Source organism: Brakhagea slesvicensis (genome assembly GCF_052161625.1).
In the GTDB taxonomy this organism is placed as follows: domain Bacteria; phylum Planctomycetota; class Planctomycetia; order Pirellulales; family Pirellulaceae; genus JBKCUI01.
Map to the genome: position 1 here is coordinate 5,429,802 of NZ_CP197412.1, position 18,105 is coordinate 5,447,906.

The 18,105-nt window shown below is 55.7% G+C and carries 12 protein-coding genes; 2 read left to right on the top strand and 10 right to left on the bottom strand.

Annotated elements, in window-relative coordinates; genetic code table 11:
- Positions 1-60: 60 nt before the first annotated feature.
- From SH467x_RS20610 to SH467x_RS20625, 4 genes are all read right to left on the bottom strand, one after another.
- The gene (locus tag SH467x_RS20610) at positions 61-2,298 is read right to left on the bottom strand and encodes a hypothetical protein (RefSeq protein WP_482368974.1); all 2,238 of its coding nucleotides are present in this window, start codon (positions 2,296-2,298) and stop codon (positions 61-63) included.
- 229 nt (positions 2,299-2,527) lie between these two features.
- On the bottom strand, positions 2,528-3,046 hold the full coding sequence (locus SH467x_RS20615; protein WP_482368975.1) for a hypothetical protein: 519 nt from the start codon (positions 3,044-3,046) through the stop codon (positions 2,528-2,530).
- A 98-nt stretch (positions 3,047-3,144) separates the two neighbouring features.
- On the bottom strand, positions 3,145-3,657 hold the full coding sequence (locus SH467x_RS20620) for a hypothetical protein (RefSeq protein ID WP_482368976.1): 513 nt from the start codon (positions 3,655-3,657) through the stop codon (positions 3,145-3,147).
- Positions 3,658-3,832: 175 nt separating this feature from the next.
- Positions 3,833-4,108, bottom strand: a complete 276-nt coding sequence (locus tag SH467x_RS20625) for a hypothetical protein (RefSeq protein WP_482368977.1) — start codon at positions 4,106-4,108, stop codon at positions 3,833-3,835.
- Between SH467x_RS20625 and SH467x_RS20630 the strand changes: the two genes are divergently transcribed.
- The gene (locus tag SH467x_RS20630; protein WP_482368978.1) at positions 4,107-5,402 is read left to right on the top strand and encodes a hypothetical protein; all 1,296 of its coding nucleotides are present in this window, start codon (positions 4,107-4,109) and stop codon (positions 5,400-5,402) included. The genes SH467x_RS20625 and SH467x_RS20630 overlap by 2 nt on opposite strands.
- Positions 5,403-5,485: 83 nt before the next feature.
- Here SH467x_RS20630 and trpC read toward each other — a convergent pair whose 3' ends face one another.
- From trpC to SH467x_RS20655, 5 genes are all read right to left on the bottom strand, one after another.
- Positions 5,486-6,298, bottom strand: coding sequence for an indole-3-glycerol phosphate synthase TrpC (trpC, locus tag SH467x_RS20635; protein WP_482368979.1), 813 nt, complete (start codon positions 6,296-6,298; stop codon positions 5,486-5,488).
- Positions 6,299-6,329: 31 nt separating this feature from the next.
- Positions 6,330-6,638, bottom strand: a complete 309-nt coding sequence (locus SH467x_RS20640) for a Dabb family protein (protein ID WP_482368980.1) — start codon at positions 6,636-6,638, stop codon at positions 6,330-6,332.
- Between the two features lie 86 nt (positions 6,639-6,724).
- On the bottom strand, positions 6,725-8,503 hold the full coding sequence (locus SH467x_RS20645; RefSeq protein WP_482368981.1) for an aspartate kinase: 1,779 nt from the start codon (positions 8,501-8,503) through the stop codon (positions 6,725-6,727).
- A gap of 201 nt (positions 8,504-8,704) precedes the next feature.
- Complete coding sequence (locus SH467x_RS20650) at positions 8,705-10,066, bottom strand: NAD(P)/FAD-dependent oxidoreductase (RefSeq protein WP_482368982.1); 1,362 nt, start codon at positions 10,064-10,066, stop codon at positions 8,705-8,707.
- A gap of 39 nt (positions 10,067-10,105) precedes the next feature.
- The gene (locus SH467x_RS20655; RefSeq protein ID WP_482368983.1) at positions 10,106-10,492 is read right to left on the bottom strand and encodes a cupin domain-containing protein; all 387 of its coding nucleotides are present in this window, start codon (positions 10,490-10,492) and stop codon (positions 10,106-10,108) included.
- A gap of 321 nt (positions 10,493-10,813) precedes the next feature.
- Between SH467x_RS20655 and cimA the strand changes: the two genes are divergently transcribed.
- On the top strand, positions 10,814-12,385 hold the full coding sequence (gene cimA / locus SH467x_RS20660; RefSeq protein ID WP_482368984.1) for a citramalate synthase: 1,572 nt from the start codon (positions 10,814-10,816) through the stop codon (positions 12,383-12,385).
- 379 nt (positions 12,386-12,764) lie between these two features.
- On the opposite strand, the gene SH467x_RS20665 is transcribed toward cimA, so the two are convergent.
- Complete coding sequence (locus SH467x_RS20665; RefSeq protein WP_482368985.1) at positions 12,765-17,999, bottom strand: DNA repair ATPase; 5,235 nt, start codon at positions 17,997-17,999, stop codon at positions 12,765-12,767.
- Between the last annotated feature and the right edge of the window lie 106 nt (positions 18,000-18,105).

The following is an 18,105-nucleotide window of genomic DNA, read 5'->3' on the forward strand; positions in this document are numbered from 1 at the left end:
GTAGAAAAGCCTTGCTTTGATATCCCCAACCCGCGAAGGAGATTGGCCATTCACCTAAATCTAGAGCATTCCAAGCCACTTTCTTCCGATCCAGAACGCGCTGAGCAACCCGATCAAGACGGTCATAACGATTGGATGAGCCCAAAGCTGCCAACGTTTGGTCACCAAAGGAGGATCCGGGACTCGCAATAAGAGCTCCCCAAGCTCCCCAACGCGATCGATGGAGATCGACTCCCCCTGCGTGACTTTCGAGAGCTCCTGGAGCACCTTTGGCTTGGCGGCTAAACCGACTCGCTCCTCCGCACTCCCTTGAACAAAAAACTCCGCTTCCAACGTCTTGGCCGACTCGGACGAAGCGATCAATACGCGATGCTTTCCTACCTCGCGAACATCATAGCTCCCTTCGAATAACCCCCAACTATCGGCCCCAGCACTCTGAAGGGTCAGCGTTGTGGATCTTCCCGCCGGCGAATCGATCTTGGCTGTGACCGTCCCCGCCGACAATGGCTCTCCCGAATCGCTCATCACATTCGCTTTCAACATCAATCGCTGCCCCAATGCCGGTGAATCGGGACTGTAGTAAAAACGAATCGTCTCCCCTTTGGCCATGTTTCTTTGATAAGCCATCCACCGGACGACTTGCCCCCAGAATCGATAGTGGTAGCGGTCTTCCACTCCGCGCCGCCATCGCCAAGCTCCATCGGTCCCCATATAAAGGACTTTGCCTGCACCGAAGGTCTTGGTGACGATCAACGGTACTCGCCCAAACTCATTCGCGGACTCTTGATGCACCGCCAGCGTCTCGGTCCCTGCTTTCGCTCGCAATACGGGAGCGAACCACTGAAAACCTGGTAGCCCCGACCAGACCTGAAGATTGTCTTCCTCAGTGTCCGCCAATTTGGTCAGCAAACTTCTGCGCCCCGACTCGGTCAACTCCAAGTGCATCGCGAGCTTCGATCCAGTCCCTGCTGGATTCTTTTCGTCGAGAAGGACAGGGAGCAATGGATCTAATGGAGATGCCAATAGTGTCGATTGATGCCCCATGCTTCCTGGCAAGAAAACTAGCCCCGTCGCTTGGTACTCCACCAGCCCTCTCAACTGCTGACACTGCTCCTCCGTCAGCTGCTTTTCAGCAATCCCAATGTCACCCAAAAAAACGACGTCGTACTGCGCTAACTCCTCGGGGTCCGATGGAAATTCACTGATGTAATCCCGGTTGCCTCCACCCGGCTTCTCCAACAAAGGATGCAAAAGCAAACAAGCCACCTCGACTCCGGGATCGCGAGACAACGCATTCCGCAAATAGCGGTACTCCCAACGCGGGGACGTTTCAATCAACAAGACGCGCAGCTTTTCCTGACGAATCGAGATGGGGGCGGCGATGCTGTTGTTCTCTCGCAATCTCTCGTCGGGATGCGGAGGGATGGCGACCCGAATCGTGTAGTCTCCGGGCTCCTTCGGCGTCCAAGAAACAAAGTCGGTGGTTCGTGACATGGGCCTGACTCGAACCTCTTTGGTCTCGGTCTCCCCATTGCTGAACTCAACAGACACCTGAACCACATGGTCTCTCGATAAGGAGGACTCGATGGTAAATGGTATCCGCAGCGATTTTCCCGCGACACCAAATGTTGGGGCATCCAAACTGATCGCCTCCAAATCGGGCAATCGCGTTTCCGATCCGATGGGGACCGAAAAAATAGGGATCCCCCTCGAACGAAATCGAGAAGCTAACTCCACAGGCGGTTTGCCTCGATTCCAATCGCCATCCGAAATCAACACGACCGCTTGAACATTCGACTCACGACCGAGCACCCCTTCCAACGCATCGTGGATATTGGTCCCGCCGCTCGAACTCGCGTCCGCTCCCGTCGCGTCCCCTGCCGCGATCGACGGAAATCCCTCTGTCGAGACTTGAAATCGATCGGAAACGCTTGACCAGTACTCGGGACTCTCCAAACTCCTGGCGACCGATGTTCGACTCTGAAGCTCTTCCCCCGACGCTGCCCCATTCAAGACATCTTGTGTCTCCATGCTGCGGGAACGATCGATCAAGACGACCAAGTTCGGTTTTTCTGCGGGGCGATATTCAGTCGTCCACTCGGGCTGATGAAGCAAAAACAAAAGGCCGGCAATAGCAGTCAGCCGTACCCCTTCCAAAAGTAAAACACCACGCCGAAAGTGACTTCGCGTCCAGTTCCAATACCCAAGCCCTATCGCCATGGCAAGGAACAAAAGGGAGACCGCGACCATCACGGTGCTGCTAGATAGAGAGAGGTAGGAGGTAGGGGTGGGATCCATGTCCAACAGTGTACTCGGAACAACTCCTGTTGGAAAAAGGGTGAAGCCTCGGCGAACGGAAAATCATCGAAACCCATCACGGCCGTGTAAGAGCGGATATACTCGTGCCGCTCCTACTCTCGTCCCATTTCCCTTTGGACAGGATATTGAACCACTATGGCAGTAAGCCTCGGACTTGTCTTCGCTCTCGGTGCGGTCGCAATCTGCGTCTTTGTGGTGATCTTGGCAGCTACTCGGAAATCTTGAGACCGGTCGCTTCCACGGTAAAGAAATTGAGCTCGGCATCGAACGTTCCGACCCCTCGAACGACGACATGCTGCCCCTTCTTGAGCCCGAATAGTTGATCGGCGGGACGGGCGAACGGCTTCCCATCCTTTTCCAACAATCGGACTACCACAGTCGGGGCCTTGGCTTCTCGCGCTCGACAGAATGGGCAATTGTCGGCATCGTGCTTCTCGTCCCCCGCATGCTCACCCTCCGGAATCTCCGATACCAAGAACTCCGAGGCTTTCGGGTCGAACGTATCCCCTTTGCCCGAACCGACCTTTGCTTTCATAACCATCGGCTGCCCCTGAGTCGCCTGATCGGTCGACTGGCCAATCGCCTGCTCAATGCTGAGGGCAGACGCCGAAAGGTCCTCCTGGAGGAGGATGGCCTTTGCCTTTTCCACAAGCGGATCCACCTTCGGGCCACATCCAAAGCAAAGAAGTGTTCCTAGGAACGGAAGATAAACCAGTTTTTTGACCATGCTTATTTCCTGTCGATCTCGTTCACTCTGCGAAGCTGTATGAGCCAAATGGGTCCTATGAGTCTTATGAGTCCTATAGGCCCTATTTGCCCAGTGCGCTATTTAGGGAGGGCTTCGCCCAAGCCCTTCAATTCGGCAAGGCCCCCTTCGAGGGATTCCTTGACGTCGTCAAACTTCACTTCCTTCGAGTCATGCAACGATTCGTCGATCTTACCCATAACGTCAAACAATGTCTTGGACGCTTTCTCCAATGTCTCGACCTTGGCAGGGTCCATCGCAGCGGCCTTGGCAAGCCCCGGGAGGTCGTTCAAGTAATGTCCGATGTCGTGCAATTCATCGTGCGCGGAATCGATTTCCCCTTTTTCCAACGCATCGCGGATCTTCTGAGCTGCTGCGACGGTCTTGTCATAGACATTCTTCAAGGCAACCGGAGGTGGATCATTCGACTTTTCTTTACCATCGCCGTGATCATGCCCCTCTTCTCCATGACCATGATCATGCTCGGCGCTGCTGTCACCCGTCTTCGGAGCAGGTTTCGCTTCGCAGCCTACGAACCCCGACAAAAGGCCAGCCAACGCGACCGTCGAAGCCAACAATCCAAAAAATTTCATAACCGCAATCCTGATAGTTCGATGTTACGTATATCCATGCCGGGCACGCCGAGCCGATGTCCCAATATATCAAATCGTTCCCATACCGCGCCTGCAAATAGAATCGGCTCGCTGTCCAGTTCCTGTCCATGCACATTCCTGTCCAGACTCCGCCTCCTCGTATTCGCAGCAGACCCTAGCCAGGTTCAGTGTCTCGACCCATTGGCGGGATCTGAATCGCATCCTCCGCGAGCAAATCGCCGACATCGCCATGGATCGGGTAAAACCATCCCTTGCTAGCATTGACTAGACCTTGCGGTGGAATGGCGGAAAGAGTACCACCCACTTTCGTCTTGATGCGACCCAATTCCGCTTGCAGCCGAAGCTCTGCAACCAGGGATGGATCTGCGGCCATGAGCGGTTCGCTCGTGATGGGGCATCGAAGCAGTGGAAGGAGCCATGGGGAAATCATGCAAAACCTACTTAGGATTCGTATCGAACACGGGCCGGCCCTCGGTCGCTCGCTCCCCCTCGGCGCGATTTGCTTGGCGGCTTGGACTGCCTGCGCGTTTTCTCCGCTTTTTGCGCAGAACGCTCCCCAATCCACCGGCCTCAACGGGGCGGTGGCTGGGCAAGGCCCCTCGGGAACGGACGGCTTTGCCAAACCGCAACTGAGCTCGACCTTCACCGATGCGCGGACTGGACAACTCTACGGCCGATACATCATCTACGAAACCGTTCCTGTTGTCACCTACCAACAACAAGAGGTCTCCGAACAACAATGGGTCCCTGAATGGGTCACCGAGGAGAAACTCCTGGCACAGACGAACTACGTCCCGATCGTCACCTACCAGCTTCAACTGCGCACAGAACCGACCCTCAATCCCTTTGCTGCACCTCGCCAATCCTGGCAATATGTTCCCGTGGTCCAATACCAACCGAACTTCACCCAAGTCAAACAGCCGGTGACTTATCAAAAGTTCGTACAAAAAGAGGTAAAGAAGTCGATCCCAGTCCTCGTCTCGCAATCCCAACCACGTGCGAAGTTCGTGGATATGCCGATGCAAAACACTGCACCAGGCTCCGCGATGAACACCCAAGTCGCAGGGGGTGGTCCGGTGCAACCACCTGTTCCGACCAGACCTCTGGATTACCCGACCTACCCTTCGTCTGCGGTCGTGATGACGCCACCTCCCGCCTACTATCCGTCTGCCTGGGGAACACAGAACAACGCTCCTGCCAGCAGCCTCGCTGCCTACCCTGCCTACAACCCTCAGTACAGCGGCTGGAACGCGACCAACCCCTGGCTCCTCGCGCGCCAGCAGTCGGCTCCGACCCAGTCACGGAACCTTAACAACCCAATCGCCAATGGTGGGATGCCACCGACCAACTACGGGCCGATGCTTGCTGCAAGACCGACTTTCCAATGGCCGCAACTGATGGGTCGTACCGGGTCTCTTTTCTCCGGCGGATTGTTCAAATCGAATGCCTCGACGCCCGGTATGGGGACTTCCGGGTACGGGTCCGCAAACTCAGGTGCGACCTATGTTGCTTCCAACCCAAGCCCCATCGAAGGAGGGGCGTTGCTTCCGATTTCCAATAGCATGGGAGGAGCGTTTTCCACCGCCGGAAACAACGGAGTTCGATTCATTCCTCGAAGTGAAAACTACCCACTCGGAGCGCCCAACAGCGGCTGGTCGATGGTCCCTGTCAACAATTACCGCGACCCGAGCCAATCCGGAATCCCTGCATCCGTTCTCCGCTAAACGCCTCTCGGAGAAAGGCGACCGCAGGAGATCACTGGGCAGGCTCACTGGGCAGGCTCACTGGGCAGGCTCACTGGGCAGGCTCACTGGGCAGGCTCACTGGGATCGAAACGGTCGTAGTCAAGAAGATTCACCACCGCTTGCCGGACATCTTGCTGCCGCATCAGCGATTCGCCGACCAACATGGCGTCGATCGAGGCCTCCGCTAACTTCTTCACATCCGCAGCCGTAAAGATCCCACTCTCCGCGACGACGCTGATCTGGCTGGGCATCTCTCTTTTCAATCGAATCACATGTTCCAAATCCACCGCAAAGGTGTGCAAGTCCCGATTGTTCACTCCCACCAAAAGGGTCCCCGTATCCAAAACGCGCTGCAAGTTCTCCGGTGCATACAACTCGATCAGCGGCGTCATCCCCAACTGCCGAATGAGAGTATAAAACTCCTGCAGCTGCGAACCATCTAAACATTCCGCAATCAAAAGAACGGCGTCAGCACCCGCCACTCGGGCTTCATAAATCTGATACTCGTCGAGGATAAAATCCTTGCGAAGAACCGGGATCGAAACCGCCTCCCGAATCAAGGTCAGGTAATCCAATCGCCCTTGGAAGAATGGTTCATCGGTGAGAACGCTGATCGCGGCCGCTCCCCCTGCTTCATAGTCCGTCGCAATCTGGACGGGATCAAAAGCGGGTCGAATCATCCCTTTGGATGGACTCGCTTTTTTCACTTCCGCGATCAAGCGAACTCGATCGTGACCACGCAGTGCACCCAAGAAATCGCGAGGAGCGGGAGCATGCAACGCCGCGTCACGCAACGATGGAAGATCCCGCTGCTTTTTGGCATATGCGATCTCTTCAAGCTTCTTCGCAACGATCCGGTCCAAGACGGTGGCCATGTTCGGCTCCTTGATCTGCTAAGTCTGCGCGTTAGACGATGTCCGAATCGAACACGCGAACTTGCTTCCAATTCGGCTTCTGTTCGGCGATGAACTGCAGGTGTCGCTCGGCTACCTGATACTGATCATGGGCCTCCCGCGATTCAAAGACAACGTTAAGGACTACTTGATAGCCGTGGTCGTTGACGGGACGGGCAAGCTCCTTGTTGAGAGTTCCGACGGAGAAGTAAACGACACCGGGATGGCCATCCAAATACTTCTTGCACGCATCGACCAATTGCTGAACGTTCGCATCGGTGGGATCGTTCAGAGTGAAGTAAACCATGTGCGCTAGCTGCATCGTATTTCCAATCAGTGGGTAAGAATCTTGTTTGAACCATTAGCCGCAGTCAGCCGCAGGGCGCTCGCCCCCGGTTGCTACGTTCATCACACCAGCGAACTCTCGAAGGTCTTTTGCAGGCATGCTAGACCCTTCTCGCCATCTTTGCCGGCGATGACGACGTTGACTCGCAGTTCGCTGGTATTGATCATCAACACGTTGATATTGCTATCGGCGAGAGCCTTGAACATGGCGATCGCGACGCTGGTATGACTTCTCAGCCCGATACCGCTGACGGAAAGCTTGGCGATGTCCTTCGAACCACCGATCTTGCGGAACTTGTAATCCATCGCCTTGAGGACTTGCAGACAATGATCCATCTGCTCCTCGGGGACGGTGAAGCTAATACTGGTCTCCCCTTGGAATCCATCGCAGCTCTGAACGATCATGTCGACGAAGACACCTGCCTTGGCGACCTCTTTAAAGACCGTCTCTGCCAACCCTGGAGTGTCGGGAACACCTAACAACGTCACGCGAGCTTGGTCCCCAACCAACGAGATGTCGAGCAACGTGAGCTGCTCCATGTTGGAATTGCGAAGACGCTCCACGATCTCGCTCGCACTCAATTCGCTCTGTTGCTTCTTGCCGATCTCCCATACCTGGGCATCGTCCGGCTTGCTGTGCAACGAAAAGGCGGAGTGGACGGCACGCAACGCCGCTTGAGCCTCGGCTCGCTTGACGAGGACACTGATCTTGATTTCGCTTGTGGTGATCATCTGGATGTTGATGCCTGCCTCAGCAAGCGCTTCGAACATCTTTTGCGCCACCCCCGTCTGCTTCGACATCCCAATTCCGACCACGGAAATCTTGGCGACGGAATCGTCGTGGGTCACGCCGCTCGCGCCGACCAACTTGGCTGCTTCGTTGACCGCTCGGAGGGCTTCCTTCAATTCTTCGTTGGGAACGGTAAAGGAGATATCGGCAAGCGATTCCTGCCCGATGTTTTGCACGATCATGTCAACCGTGATCTTGCGGTCGGCCAATCGTTTGAAGATCTCGAAGCTGGTTCCGGGCTGGTCGGGAACTCCCTGAATGGTGATCCTGGCTTCGTCCTTCGTGAGGGCGGCCCCGCAAACAGGAACGGTATTCGACTCAGGCTCCGCAACGATCATCGATCCCGGTGCATCGGAGAAACTGCTTCGAACGCGGATGGGGACATTGAACTTTTTCGCGAACTCGATCGAACGATTGTGCATAACACCGGCCCCCAAACTGGCCAGCTCGAGCATCTCATCGTAGCTGATCTGCCCCATCTGCCTCGCTTCGGGGAGAAGTCGCGGGTCGGTCGTATAAACGCCGTCCACGTCGGTGTAAATCTCGCATGCGTCCGCTTTCAAGACGGCTGCTAACGAAACGGCCGTGGTATCGCTCCCTCCCCGTCCGAGGGTCGTGATGTTGTAGTCATCGTCGATCCCTTGAAATCCTGCCGCAATGACAATGTTCCCATCATCGAGCAATTTGCGAATCCGTTCGGTCGAAATGGTTTTAATGCGGGCTTTGGTAAAGGAATTATCGGTTCGGATCCCCATTTGAGCCCCGGTTAGCGAGACGGCCTTGTGACCAAACCGTTGCACCGCCATCGCCATCAGCGCCACGCTCACTTGCTCTCCCGTGCTCAACAGCATATCCATCTCGCGCGCCGATGGCTCTTCGTTGACTTCCTTGGCCAAATCGATGAGATGATCGGTGTTGTGCCCCATCGCGCTGACGACCACGACCACTTGATTTCCCTCCTGCTGGGCTCGGATCGCTTTCCGTGCCGCCGCCAGGATCTTTTCGGGGGTTGCTACGCTGGTTCCACCAAACTTCTGAACAATGAGTGGCATGGTTGTAGGGAGAGATACTCTTCGTGTCGATCGAGACAGGCTGCCGGTACTTTCAGCTCATCCCACGGGGGCAAATGAAGCTAAACTAATGCGATCGGAACATCGAACGCCGCATACCTAAAGGAGCAGTGGCTAGAGTTTTATCGGAAAGGGGCATTCCGTCCAGTCGAGGCGGGGGCGAAGGGGCTCGACAATCCGATTTTACGGGTTCGAAGCCTGATTCTTCGCCAATCCGGCCTCCTGCCCTCCGGTGATCAATCGAGCGGTTCGATTTCGGGTGACGTAATTCCAAAACCACTGGAACAGGACGAGCACGCGATTCTCAAAACGGGCCAGATAGAGGATGTGAATGAAAAGCCATGCGAGCCACGCCAGTTTGCCGGTCAACCGTAGCTTCCCGGACTCGACAATCGCATGGGATCGTCCAATCGTGGCCATGTTCCCCTTGTCCCAATATCGAAACGGCCCTGTCGAGCGACCTTGTATCAAGGCTGCGATGCGCTTCCCCACATAGACGCCTTGCTGTATCGCCACCGGTGCAACTCCGGGTAACGATTTCCCATCGGGAGTGGTGAAGTTGGCGAGATCTCCGACCACGAACACGTTGGGCGCCCCAGCGAGGGAGCAATCGGGCTGAACGGCGACCCGTCCCCCTCGGTCGACGGAATCGGGAACTCCGCAGCGTTCGGCCAGCTTTCGGCCCAGCGGGGATGCTTTCACCCCTGCAGCCCATATGACGGTCTCTGTCGGGATCTGCCGCGACTCCCCTTGCTGGAGAACCTCGACGTGGTCGGGCAAGATCTCGGCGAGCCGGGTTTCGTTCATCACTTCCACCCCCATGCTCGTCAAGTCGGAGCGAGCTCGATTTGCCAAGCTCACGTGGTAGCGTTCCAAAACCAATTTGCTGTTTTCTACGAGAATCACTCTCGCCTGCGTTGGATCGATCGAACGGAAGTCGTATCGCATGGTCTGCTTGGCCAATTCCGCAATCGAGCCCGCCATCTCGACTCCCGTCGGTCCTCCCCCGACAATGACAAAGGTAAGCAATCGCTTGATATCATCGGGATCCGAACTTTTTTCCGCTCTCTCAAATGCTGACAAGACTTTGCGCCGAATTACTGTGGCGTCCTCAATGGTCTTTAACCCTGGAGCGATGGACTCCCAATCGGCATCGCGACCAAAATAGTGATGGGTCGAGCCAGTTCCCAATACCAAATAGTCGTAATGAATCGACGATCCATCCTCAAGTTGCACTTCTTGTTTCGCCGCATCGAAGTCGACGACTGTCCCCATCCACACCCGGACATTTTTTTGCCGGCGAAAGATGCTTCGAAGGGGGGCCGCAATATTGGCCGGGGAAAGTCCCCCCGTCGCGACTTGGTACAAGAGGGGCTGAAACAAGTGAAAATTGCGCCGGTCGATCAACTGAATGGAGAGCCTCGCTCGCTTCAATTGCTTCGCACACATCATGCCACCGAACCCGCCCCCTATGATGACCACTTGGGGAAGCTGGTCCTCTTGGGAGTTCGATCGATCCGTCTCTTGGTGGGCTGTCCGCTGCATCCTGAATATCCAATTCCCCGCGAAGGTTTATGAGTGCAATCAATGAGTCTCGGAAGGTTTAGGAACGATCACGGTATCGTCGTGTTCGTAGCCGGGTACACAACAACACAGTAACTTCAATTCCTGCTCCTGATCGTTTTCAATCCAATGCATCGTACCGGGTGGGATAGGGACGGCGTCCCCCGTTCGGACTCGGAAAACCTCCTCCCCCAAATGCATAACCCCTTCTCCTTGGACCAAAAAATAAATCTCTTCGGTCTTGGGATGGTAGTGGGCATCGGTCGCTGTCCCGGGTGGAATCGTCGCTTCCGCCAAACTCTGCTGACGAATCGAGGAATTGCGATGCGCCAGGATCTCGCGAATGATAGACCCGTCCTTGGTCACAAAAGGTTCGCAGTCGGCCAACGATACATAGCGAGGGTTCATGGAATGGTTTCAAAGGAAGTGGGGCATTTCGGAGAAGTCGACCACGGATTATACTGCATGCGATATCGAACGCCGATATATCGCACGCCGAGCGGACCAAACCGCTCCAAACTCCATTCCCATTGTGCACGATTTCCATCGAGCCCGATTCCGAACCCTACATGTCTCCCGCGTTGGCTTCCAAAATCAGCATTACGATTCCCGAGCCCGCTTAGGCTTCGGGGTGCGAGATCTTTTGGAACGTTCAGCACAATTACCAACCCCTGAGGCCGCCCGGCATCAGGGGTTTTTTGTTTCCGAATCCTTTCCTTTTCGTTCACCATGACCAAACGCGCTGTTCACATCTACGACACAACCCTTCGCGATGGAACCCAAGGGGAGGGAGTGAGCCTTTCCCTTCAAGACAAACTCAACATCGCGGAACGGCTCGCAGAGTTCGGGATCGATATGATCGAAGGGGGCTACCCCCTCTCGAACGAAAAGGACGCGATGTTCTTTCGGAAGGTCAAACTCCTGAACCTTGGAAACAGCATGGTCTCCGCCTTCGGTATGACCCGACGCCGCGGATTGGCCGCCGCCGACGACCCCGGTATGAAAGCGTTGGTGGCTGCAGAAACACCGGTCATCACGGTGGTCGGCAAATCATGGGACTTTCACGCCACCGAAGTGCTCGGGGTCTCCCTCCAAGAGAACTTGGACATGATCGCGGAAAGCGTCGAGTTTCTCGGTCGACACGCGCAAGTCGTTTACGATGCCGAACATTTCTTCGATGGCTACAAAGCCAACCGCGACTATGCCCTCCAAGCCGTTTCTGCGGCCGCTCAAGCCGGTGCCAAATGGATCGTCTTCTGCGATACCAACGGCGGAACCCTTCCCGAAGAAATCTCCGCAATCGTCTCCGATGCGAAAGCGATCCTCGCCCCGCTCGGCGTTCGGATGGGGATCCATTGCCATAACGATGGCGATCTCGCGACGGCAAACTCATTGGCTGCCATCGACGCCGGGTGCGATCAAGTCCAAGGGACGATCAATGGCATCGGCGAACGTTGCGGGAATGCCGACTTGGTCACCATCATGGCCAACCTGCAGTACAAGAAATCGGGCTACAGCGTTCTCGATGGACGCCCCCTCGATCACTTGACCGAACTCTCCCGATATGTGTACGAAACGGCGAACCTGCAGCTCCGGAGCGGACAGCCTTTCGTCGGCCGAAGCGCCTTTGCACACAAAGGTGGAATGCACGTACACGCGGTCAACAAATTCGCGCACACCTACGAACATATGGATCCGGCCAAGATCGGCAACGAACGCCGCATTCTCGTGAGCGAACTCTCCGGCCGCTCCAACATCGCCGCCTTGATGCAGGACTCTGGCCTACCAGCCGATCGTGCGACCCAAGACAAAATCTTGGCAGAGATTGTTTCGAAAGAAAACCAAGGCTACCAGTTCGAAGCCGCCGAAGGCTCCTTTGAGTTACTGGTCAAGAAATGCACGGGTTCCTACCAGCCCCATTTCGAAACGATCAAATACCAAGTGCTTGCAGGGGACATTCAAGCCCAAACGGCAGAAGCCTACGCCGAAGCAATTCTCAAGGTGCAAGTGCAAGGAACCGTCCGGGTCGAAGCGGCCGAAGGACATGGTCCAGTCAATGCGATGGATGCCGCGCTTCGCAAAGCATTGCTACCCTCTTTCCCGCAACTCGACTCAATGCGGTTGGTCGATTTCAAGGTGCGAGTGGTGAACGGGGAAGCCGGCACCGCCGCCCGCATCCGCGTGAACATCGAAAGCGCAGACGAACAAAAGACTTGGCGGACCATCGGCGTAAGCGAGAACATCATCGAAGCCAGCTGGCAAGCCCTCGTGGATGCCTTCGAATGCAAACTCCATCGCTAACATAAAGCCCTAAGTCCCCTCGACAGCGAGAGGCGAGAGCCGAGTGGCGAGTAGCGAGTAGCGAGAAGCGAGGAGCGAGTAGCGAGGGGCGAGTGGCGAGTGGCGAGGAAGAGAGCAACGTCGAACAGTCGTCCTCGACTGTTCCTGCGCCAAGTACTACCGTTCTATCGACCAGTCCTCCTCTCCCTTGCACGGCAAGGGAGAGGAGGTCTGGGGAGAGATTCTTAGCTGACGCCACGCGTTAGGCAACGCAGATCTGTTGAGGACAACAGATCGAAGTTGCTCTCGCCTCTCGCCTCTCGCTCCATGCTCCATGCTCCATGCTCCATGCTCCATGCTCCATGCTCCTCGCTACTCGCTACTCGCCACTCGCCCCTCACTACTCTTCTTCCCCGAGGGACTCGGGGCCTTCTTTGGCCTTGGCCTCCATCTCCTGATACCGACGCAAGCAATCGGCGATTGTCTGCCGCAATCGCTCGCCACTCTGCCGCTGCTGGACAACTTCCTCCAACACCGGTCGAAGGCCATCATATAACAATTGAAACTGACTCCGTATCAACTCGGTCATCACCCTTGGTACTGCATGCTGCACCACCACCCGCGACTCAGGCGGCTTCGAGTCCACCAGTGCACTCTGTTGTTCACGCTGAGATGCCGCCTCGATGAGGAGACCCGAAGCCGATCCAATCGCTTCGCCAATATGATCCAACCCGCTCTGAATGCCGAGAATACTGCTGATCACTTGTGCCGTCGCTTGATCGTCTGACAAACCCTTGAGCTTCGTCTTTTGTGCAAATGTCTTGCATATTTCCTTCCACCTCGCTCCCTCTGTCTCGTTGAGGATTCCCAGCAGCGATTTGAACTTGAGCATATTCGATTCGCCATCCCGAGAGAGAGTTTGCGCGTCCTGCTCATAACTCGACAGGATCAATCGATTCAACTCGTCATCATTCATGACCGAAACGACCTTCTCGGCGATGCGATTCATGTTCCGATAACTACCCTGGAGCTTGAAAGGTGGTTCGGTTCGATAATCATCCGATTGAGCGGCACTCCGGATATACTCTCGATTCATCGTCAATACCACATCGCGGATTCGATGCAGTTTGGCCAACACACTGGTCATCTCTCGCACATCGTCGACGGACAAATTGGCTTCAAGGTCGATCCCCTCCGTCGTCCCTCGCAACGCCGACTGGATGAGCGTCCTCTGATCTTGATTCGACGCTCTCGAAAGGGGTTGCAGTACCGGATTGCTGGTCAAACAGTTCTCCAAATACGACATCTCAAACGCTTCTTGAGAATCCCCGATGATCTCTCCCAAGTTGTAAACGTCGGCGCGGTTGGCGAGCATGTCCGGAATTTGAAACCGTTCACCACTTTCATTGTAAGGATTCCCCGCCATCACCACCGCAAACTTCCGGCCCCGCAAATCGTAGGTCTTCGAGCTGCCTCGCCAAACCCCTTCGATCCGGCGGGTCGCGTCGCACAGCGGTATAAACTTCTGCAGCAACTCCACATTGCAATGCTGGATGTCATCGAGATAGAGCATCGTGTTGTCCCCCATCTCCAACGCCAAATTGATCCGCTCCACTTCCTCACGCGATGCCGCATTGGGAGCCTCCGCAGGATCCAACGAAGTAACGCCATGACCAATCGCGGGACCATTGACTTTGACGAAGACGAGTCCAAGCCGATTGGCGATGTATTCCATCAGGGTCGTCTTGCCGTACCCAGGTGGACTGATCAACAGCAACAATCCCATGCGGTCCGTTCGCTTGGCATCCCCCGCAGCCCCGATCTGCTTTGCAAGATTATCTCCAATGCGGGGCAGATAAACCGTGTCGATCAACTGATTTCGCACAAAACTCGTCAATACCCTAGCCTTCAAGTCATGTGTCTTGAGTCGTTTGTCCGCTCGCAACGCTAACTCATGCTTCGTCCTCTGCAACGCTTCCCATCGAGGCACGACGTCGGCCACATGGCGATTCAGTCGCTCCGAGAAATCGTGGTATTGAAACACCAACTCCCCTCCTTGAACCTTCGGATGATCCCCTATCAACCCCGCAATCTTCACAGGCTTTGCCCACTCTCCCTGCAATCCGCTCGGTTCCGCCTTTTTAGCTTGTTTCGCTGAGGTCTTGCTCGTCACCCCCGACTCAGAAACAACCGGCTGCACCGCAGCAAGGAGCCGCCATGCGACTTCCGGTGCATACGCTCTGTCGATCCCACTCGCCAGCAGCTCCGTTTGCCGGGACTCCCAGAAACCAACGGCCAAGCGATTGGCCAGGCCCCACCGTTCGCTCCAGCCGAGCGTGTCCGATGCCAGCGACTGCTGGAGCAGTACCAGTCGCTTCTCTTCCAAGCTGCTCAGTATCGCTTTGTGAAATGCGGCACTCTCAGGGGACTCGGGAAACACTCCGGAGGGCTGGCGAAGCGAATCCACTAAAAAGCCCGCGGCCTGGTCGAGGTCCCGGCTGTCAAACGTGGAATCGGAACTGACCAATTCACGACCATAGGATTCCAACAGCTGCTTCACATGCATCCGAACGGCGGTGGAGGGCTGCGTTACCCCAACCAGCTTGTCGATCGAGTCCGATGCGATCACCCACTGCTGGGCTGCGCCGCGTTCCTCGGCCGGGACCAGCTCACTCCACACCAACATGGCCAGGGCCCGAACCCTAGGAGAAGTCGTTAGCAATCCCAAAGCCTTTTGAGTCCGCAACAGCTCGGTGAGGATCTTCTCCGCGTCTTGATCGTGAACGCCCCGCGCGTACCCATCCTGATAACGGGTCTGCATGAAATCTCGAATCGTCTGGATGCGAACCTCCTGCGAACTTGCCAGAAAATGATCCGCATCCACTCGCGTCGACATCCAATATGCCAACGTTTCGCCTCGGTAAACGTCTTGCGTCTCGCTGGGAAAAGCGACTTCCCACAGATCCTTGGCTTGCTCCAACTCCGGTGCATCCAGCTGCTCGAAATACTGCGTCCCAGTGATATGCAGCTGTAAGCTTCCACCCCGCGCAACGGTGGTCAGCTCGATGGCTTGATGATTGACACTGAACGCGTGCCTCCCAAGCTTGATGACTCGATTGCCATCGGTGAGAAGCTCCCGACGATCGCGTTGCTGACGCAGCGCATCGTCGCCAATCGATTTGAGACGCGACAACACATCGTCTTGACGGACCGAATCGCCCAGCTTCTGTAGCTGATCGGCGATCCCTCTCACCTTTTCGACCATCATGTCGGAAGCGAAGTAGGCGCGCAACGCATTGGGCTCTTCGATTCGATTCGCTTTGGCGGAAATGCCGGATAACAATCGATCGGCCGCGAGGACAAGCGAATTGGCTCGCTGCGTCCGGGCTTCAACGAGTTGCACCCGTCTCGCTTCAAACGCATCGGCGATGACCTGCCGCTTCTCCGTAAGCCTGAGGAGCAAATCATCCGATTCGGCATAGCGGCCTTCCAACTCCTCGACTTGTACAAGGAGACGGGTCAAGGCGGTATCGACTTTGTCCGGCTCGTCTGCGCTCTCGAGAGCACCAGCCATCGATTGATCCAGCAGCTTCGACTGCGAAGCGTAATCGGATTCAAGCTCTCGATGGATCACGTCGCGCAACTGGGCACGTAACAGGGACCGCTCCCGATTGAGTTCCGCCAAGACGTTCGCAATGCGATCAACGATCTCGGTCCGCTGGGTCGTGTCCTCGATCTTCAATTGGGAAACGGTTTCGATCAGCAGTTCAAGCGACCCACCTACCGTCTGGAAGTTCGCTTCCACCTTTCGGCCTTCCGCCGCCGATCTCGCTTGCGCGCCCTGTTCTTTAAACTCTCCAATGCGAGTCTGATAGACCTTGAGAGATTCAGGATGCAGCAAATGCTGGACGCATCGATTGCCCAAACGTTCCGAGAATTCGATCAATTCCTTTTCGAGCGAGTCGACAGCAGCGAGATCGATGTACCGCAACTCTTTGAGCTGAATGACATTGCCCCGCTGCGCACGAACGCTTGCTAGCCCCTCGACGAATTGCTCGATCTGATCGAACTTTTGTCGATCCACTTTCTTGATGAGCTCCGCCGCGTCGGTTTGGGCGTCCGCCAATGCCTTTTCCGATTGCTGCCGAACGCGAACGACTTTGTCGAATTCGTTGACAGCCGATTCCGCCGCATCGCGTATCAATCGAATCGGCTTGGCCAACTCACCCGCGTCCGGGTTGTCGAGCCAAAAATAAGTATCGAGCGTCTCAGTAGAACGCTTTACCAGATCGTTATAAAGTCCCGCATAGGAATCGTCGCGATCGATGAGATTGAGAAGCTCTTGGCATTCGGACATGCCGCGAACCAAGTCCTGATTGCCGATCTTGAACAACAAGGAGTCCGTTTGGACGATAGGGCGATAGTCGGGACTGGTAAAAGGCGTTTGCCAAACCTGGATCGCATGATGCTTCTGAGCTTGCTCGTCGGCCCGCATGCTGAGCATCAATCCGTCCGCCAAGAAAGCTTGCCCATGGCAAACGAGCGGAGTATCGACCGATTGTCGAATGAGGTTGTATCGAAGTTGCAGATAGGTCCCCGACTCCCCATGGGTGAACACGTAAAGGAAATCTTCTCCGTTCGGGGAACGACGAAGGCCATCGTAGGCGAGGGAGGAAAGACCATGCTCAATGACTTTGTAGTCCCCCGACTGGAGCACAAAGCCATTGGGCATGATGATCCCGTGATCATCGGGGAGCAAGATGCAGGCGTTGCCGATCCCATCCATCCTCTTCGCCTCCGATCGCTTCGTGCTAAAGACGAAGTGGCGGTAATCCTTCTCTTGATAAGGCCGGATCTTAAGGAGGATCAAATCATCGAGGATCGCGTAGAGGGTTTCCGCGTCATCGAGCGTTTGGTCTGGACTGTCCACAGGCTCGCGATAAATACCCAAACCATCTTCGGTGTTGTCTTCGATCTTGATCGTTAAATCGCCGTGGATGCACTCGACGAAGAGCTTGTCTTCGATCGAGATGTGTGGATGCTTGCCTGCGCGATGATTCTCGCGCGTGGTTCGCTTCCAAGGGAAACTGGTTTGTGGGATCGGCCGGATCTCCCCCTCGCTTCGATTGTCGACATAGTGGATCGCGTCCCGCTCGATCGCCCATTTAAACGCCTTGAAGTTGGCGATCGTCTTCCCTGTTTGAAAGACCATGTAGAGATTGGGACCGTTTAACCAAAACCGTAGAAAGCTCGCATTCTTGTAGTAGCGAACCAGCTCGGCAAAGTCGCGATGAAAGCGGCTATCGTCGAAGGGACCCAGCGAAGTCGATGTCGCATGCTGCCCGTCGAATCGGTAGATGGAGAAGATGTCCGAAACTGCAATCTCCGTCTTCAACCCGAACTGCACATTGCTCCCGAGCAAGATCAGATCTTGGAACGCAAAGAGATCGCGAGGAATGCAGTTGTGCTCCGTCGTCACATGAATCGTGGATAGGAGCTTTGTTTCCAAGTTTCCGAAGACGGCAGAGCGCTCTTCGTGAAGCTTTCCAAGGCGGCCACGCAGATCCGCAGCTCCCTCGCGCAAGCGGTTTCGGAGGACCTCGTACGTTCCCTGGGCAAGTTGCGAGTCTGGCATGTCAAAAACCGGGCAAAGCGAATCGTTGAGAAGACCGGATCTATCCTAACCACGGACCGATCCGCCCGTGAGGAAAAACCGTCTTAGCTCCGGCCCATTTTCCGCC

What these genes read in the sequence shown, in the direction of transcription:
- SH467x_RS20610 (WP_482368974.1), bottom strand. Translation starts at nt 2,298, where the DNA reads ATGGATCCCACCCCTACCTCCTACCTCTCTCTATCTAGCAGCACCGTG.
- SH467x_RS20615 (WP_482368975.1), bottom strand. Translation starts at nt 3,046, where the DNA reads ATGGTCAAAAAACTGGTTTATCTTCCGTTCCTAGGAACACTTCTTTGC.
- SH467x_RS20620 (WP_482368976.1), bottom strand. Translation starts at nt 3,657, where the DNA reads ATGAAATTTTTTGGATTGTTGGCTTCGACGGTCGCGTTGGCTGGCCTT.
- SH467x_RS20630 (WP_482368978.1), top strand. Translation starts at nt 4,107, where the DNA reads ATGCAAAACCTACTTAGGATTCGTATCGAACACGGGCCGGCCCTCGGT.
- SH467x_RS20625 (WP_482368977.1), bottom strand. Translation starts at nt 4,108, where the DNA reads ATGATTTCCCCATGGCTCCTTCCACTGCTTCGATGCCCCATCACGAGC.
- trpC (WP_482368979.1), bottom strand. Translation starts at nt 6,298, where the DNA reads ATGGCCACCGTCTTGGACCGGATCGTTGCGAAGAAGCTTGAAGAGATC.
- SH467x_RS20640 (WP_482368980.1), bottom strand. Translation starts at nt 6,638, where the DNA reads ATGCAGCTAGCGCACATGGTTTACTTCACTCTGAACGATCCCACCGAT.
- SH467x_RS20645 (WP_482368981.1), bottom strand. Translation starts at nt 8,503, where the DNA reads ATGCCACTCATTGTTCAGAAGTTTGGTGGAACCAGCGTAGCAACCCCC.
- SH467x_RS20650 (WP_482368982.1), bottom strand. Translation starts at nt 10,066, where the DNA reads ATGCAGCGGACAGCCCACCAAGAGACGGATCGATCGAACTCCCAAGAG.
- SH467x_RS20655 (WP_482368983.1), bottom strand. Translation starts at nt 10,492, where the DNA reads ATGAACCCTCGCTATGTATCGTTGGCCGACTGCGAACCTTTTGTGACC.
- cimA (WP_482368984.1), top strand. Translation starts at nt 10,814, where the DNA reads ATGACCAAACGCGCTGTTCACATCTACGACACAACCCTTCGCGATGGA.
- SH467x_RS20665 (WP_482368985.1), bottom strand. Translation starts at nt 17,999, where the DNA reads ATGCCAGACTCGCAACTTGCCCAGGGAACGTACGAGGTCCTCCGAAAC.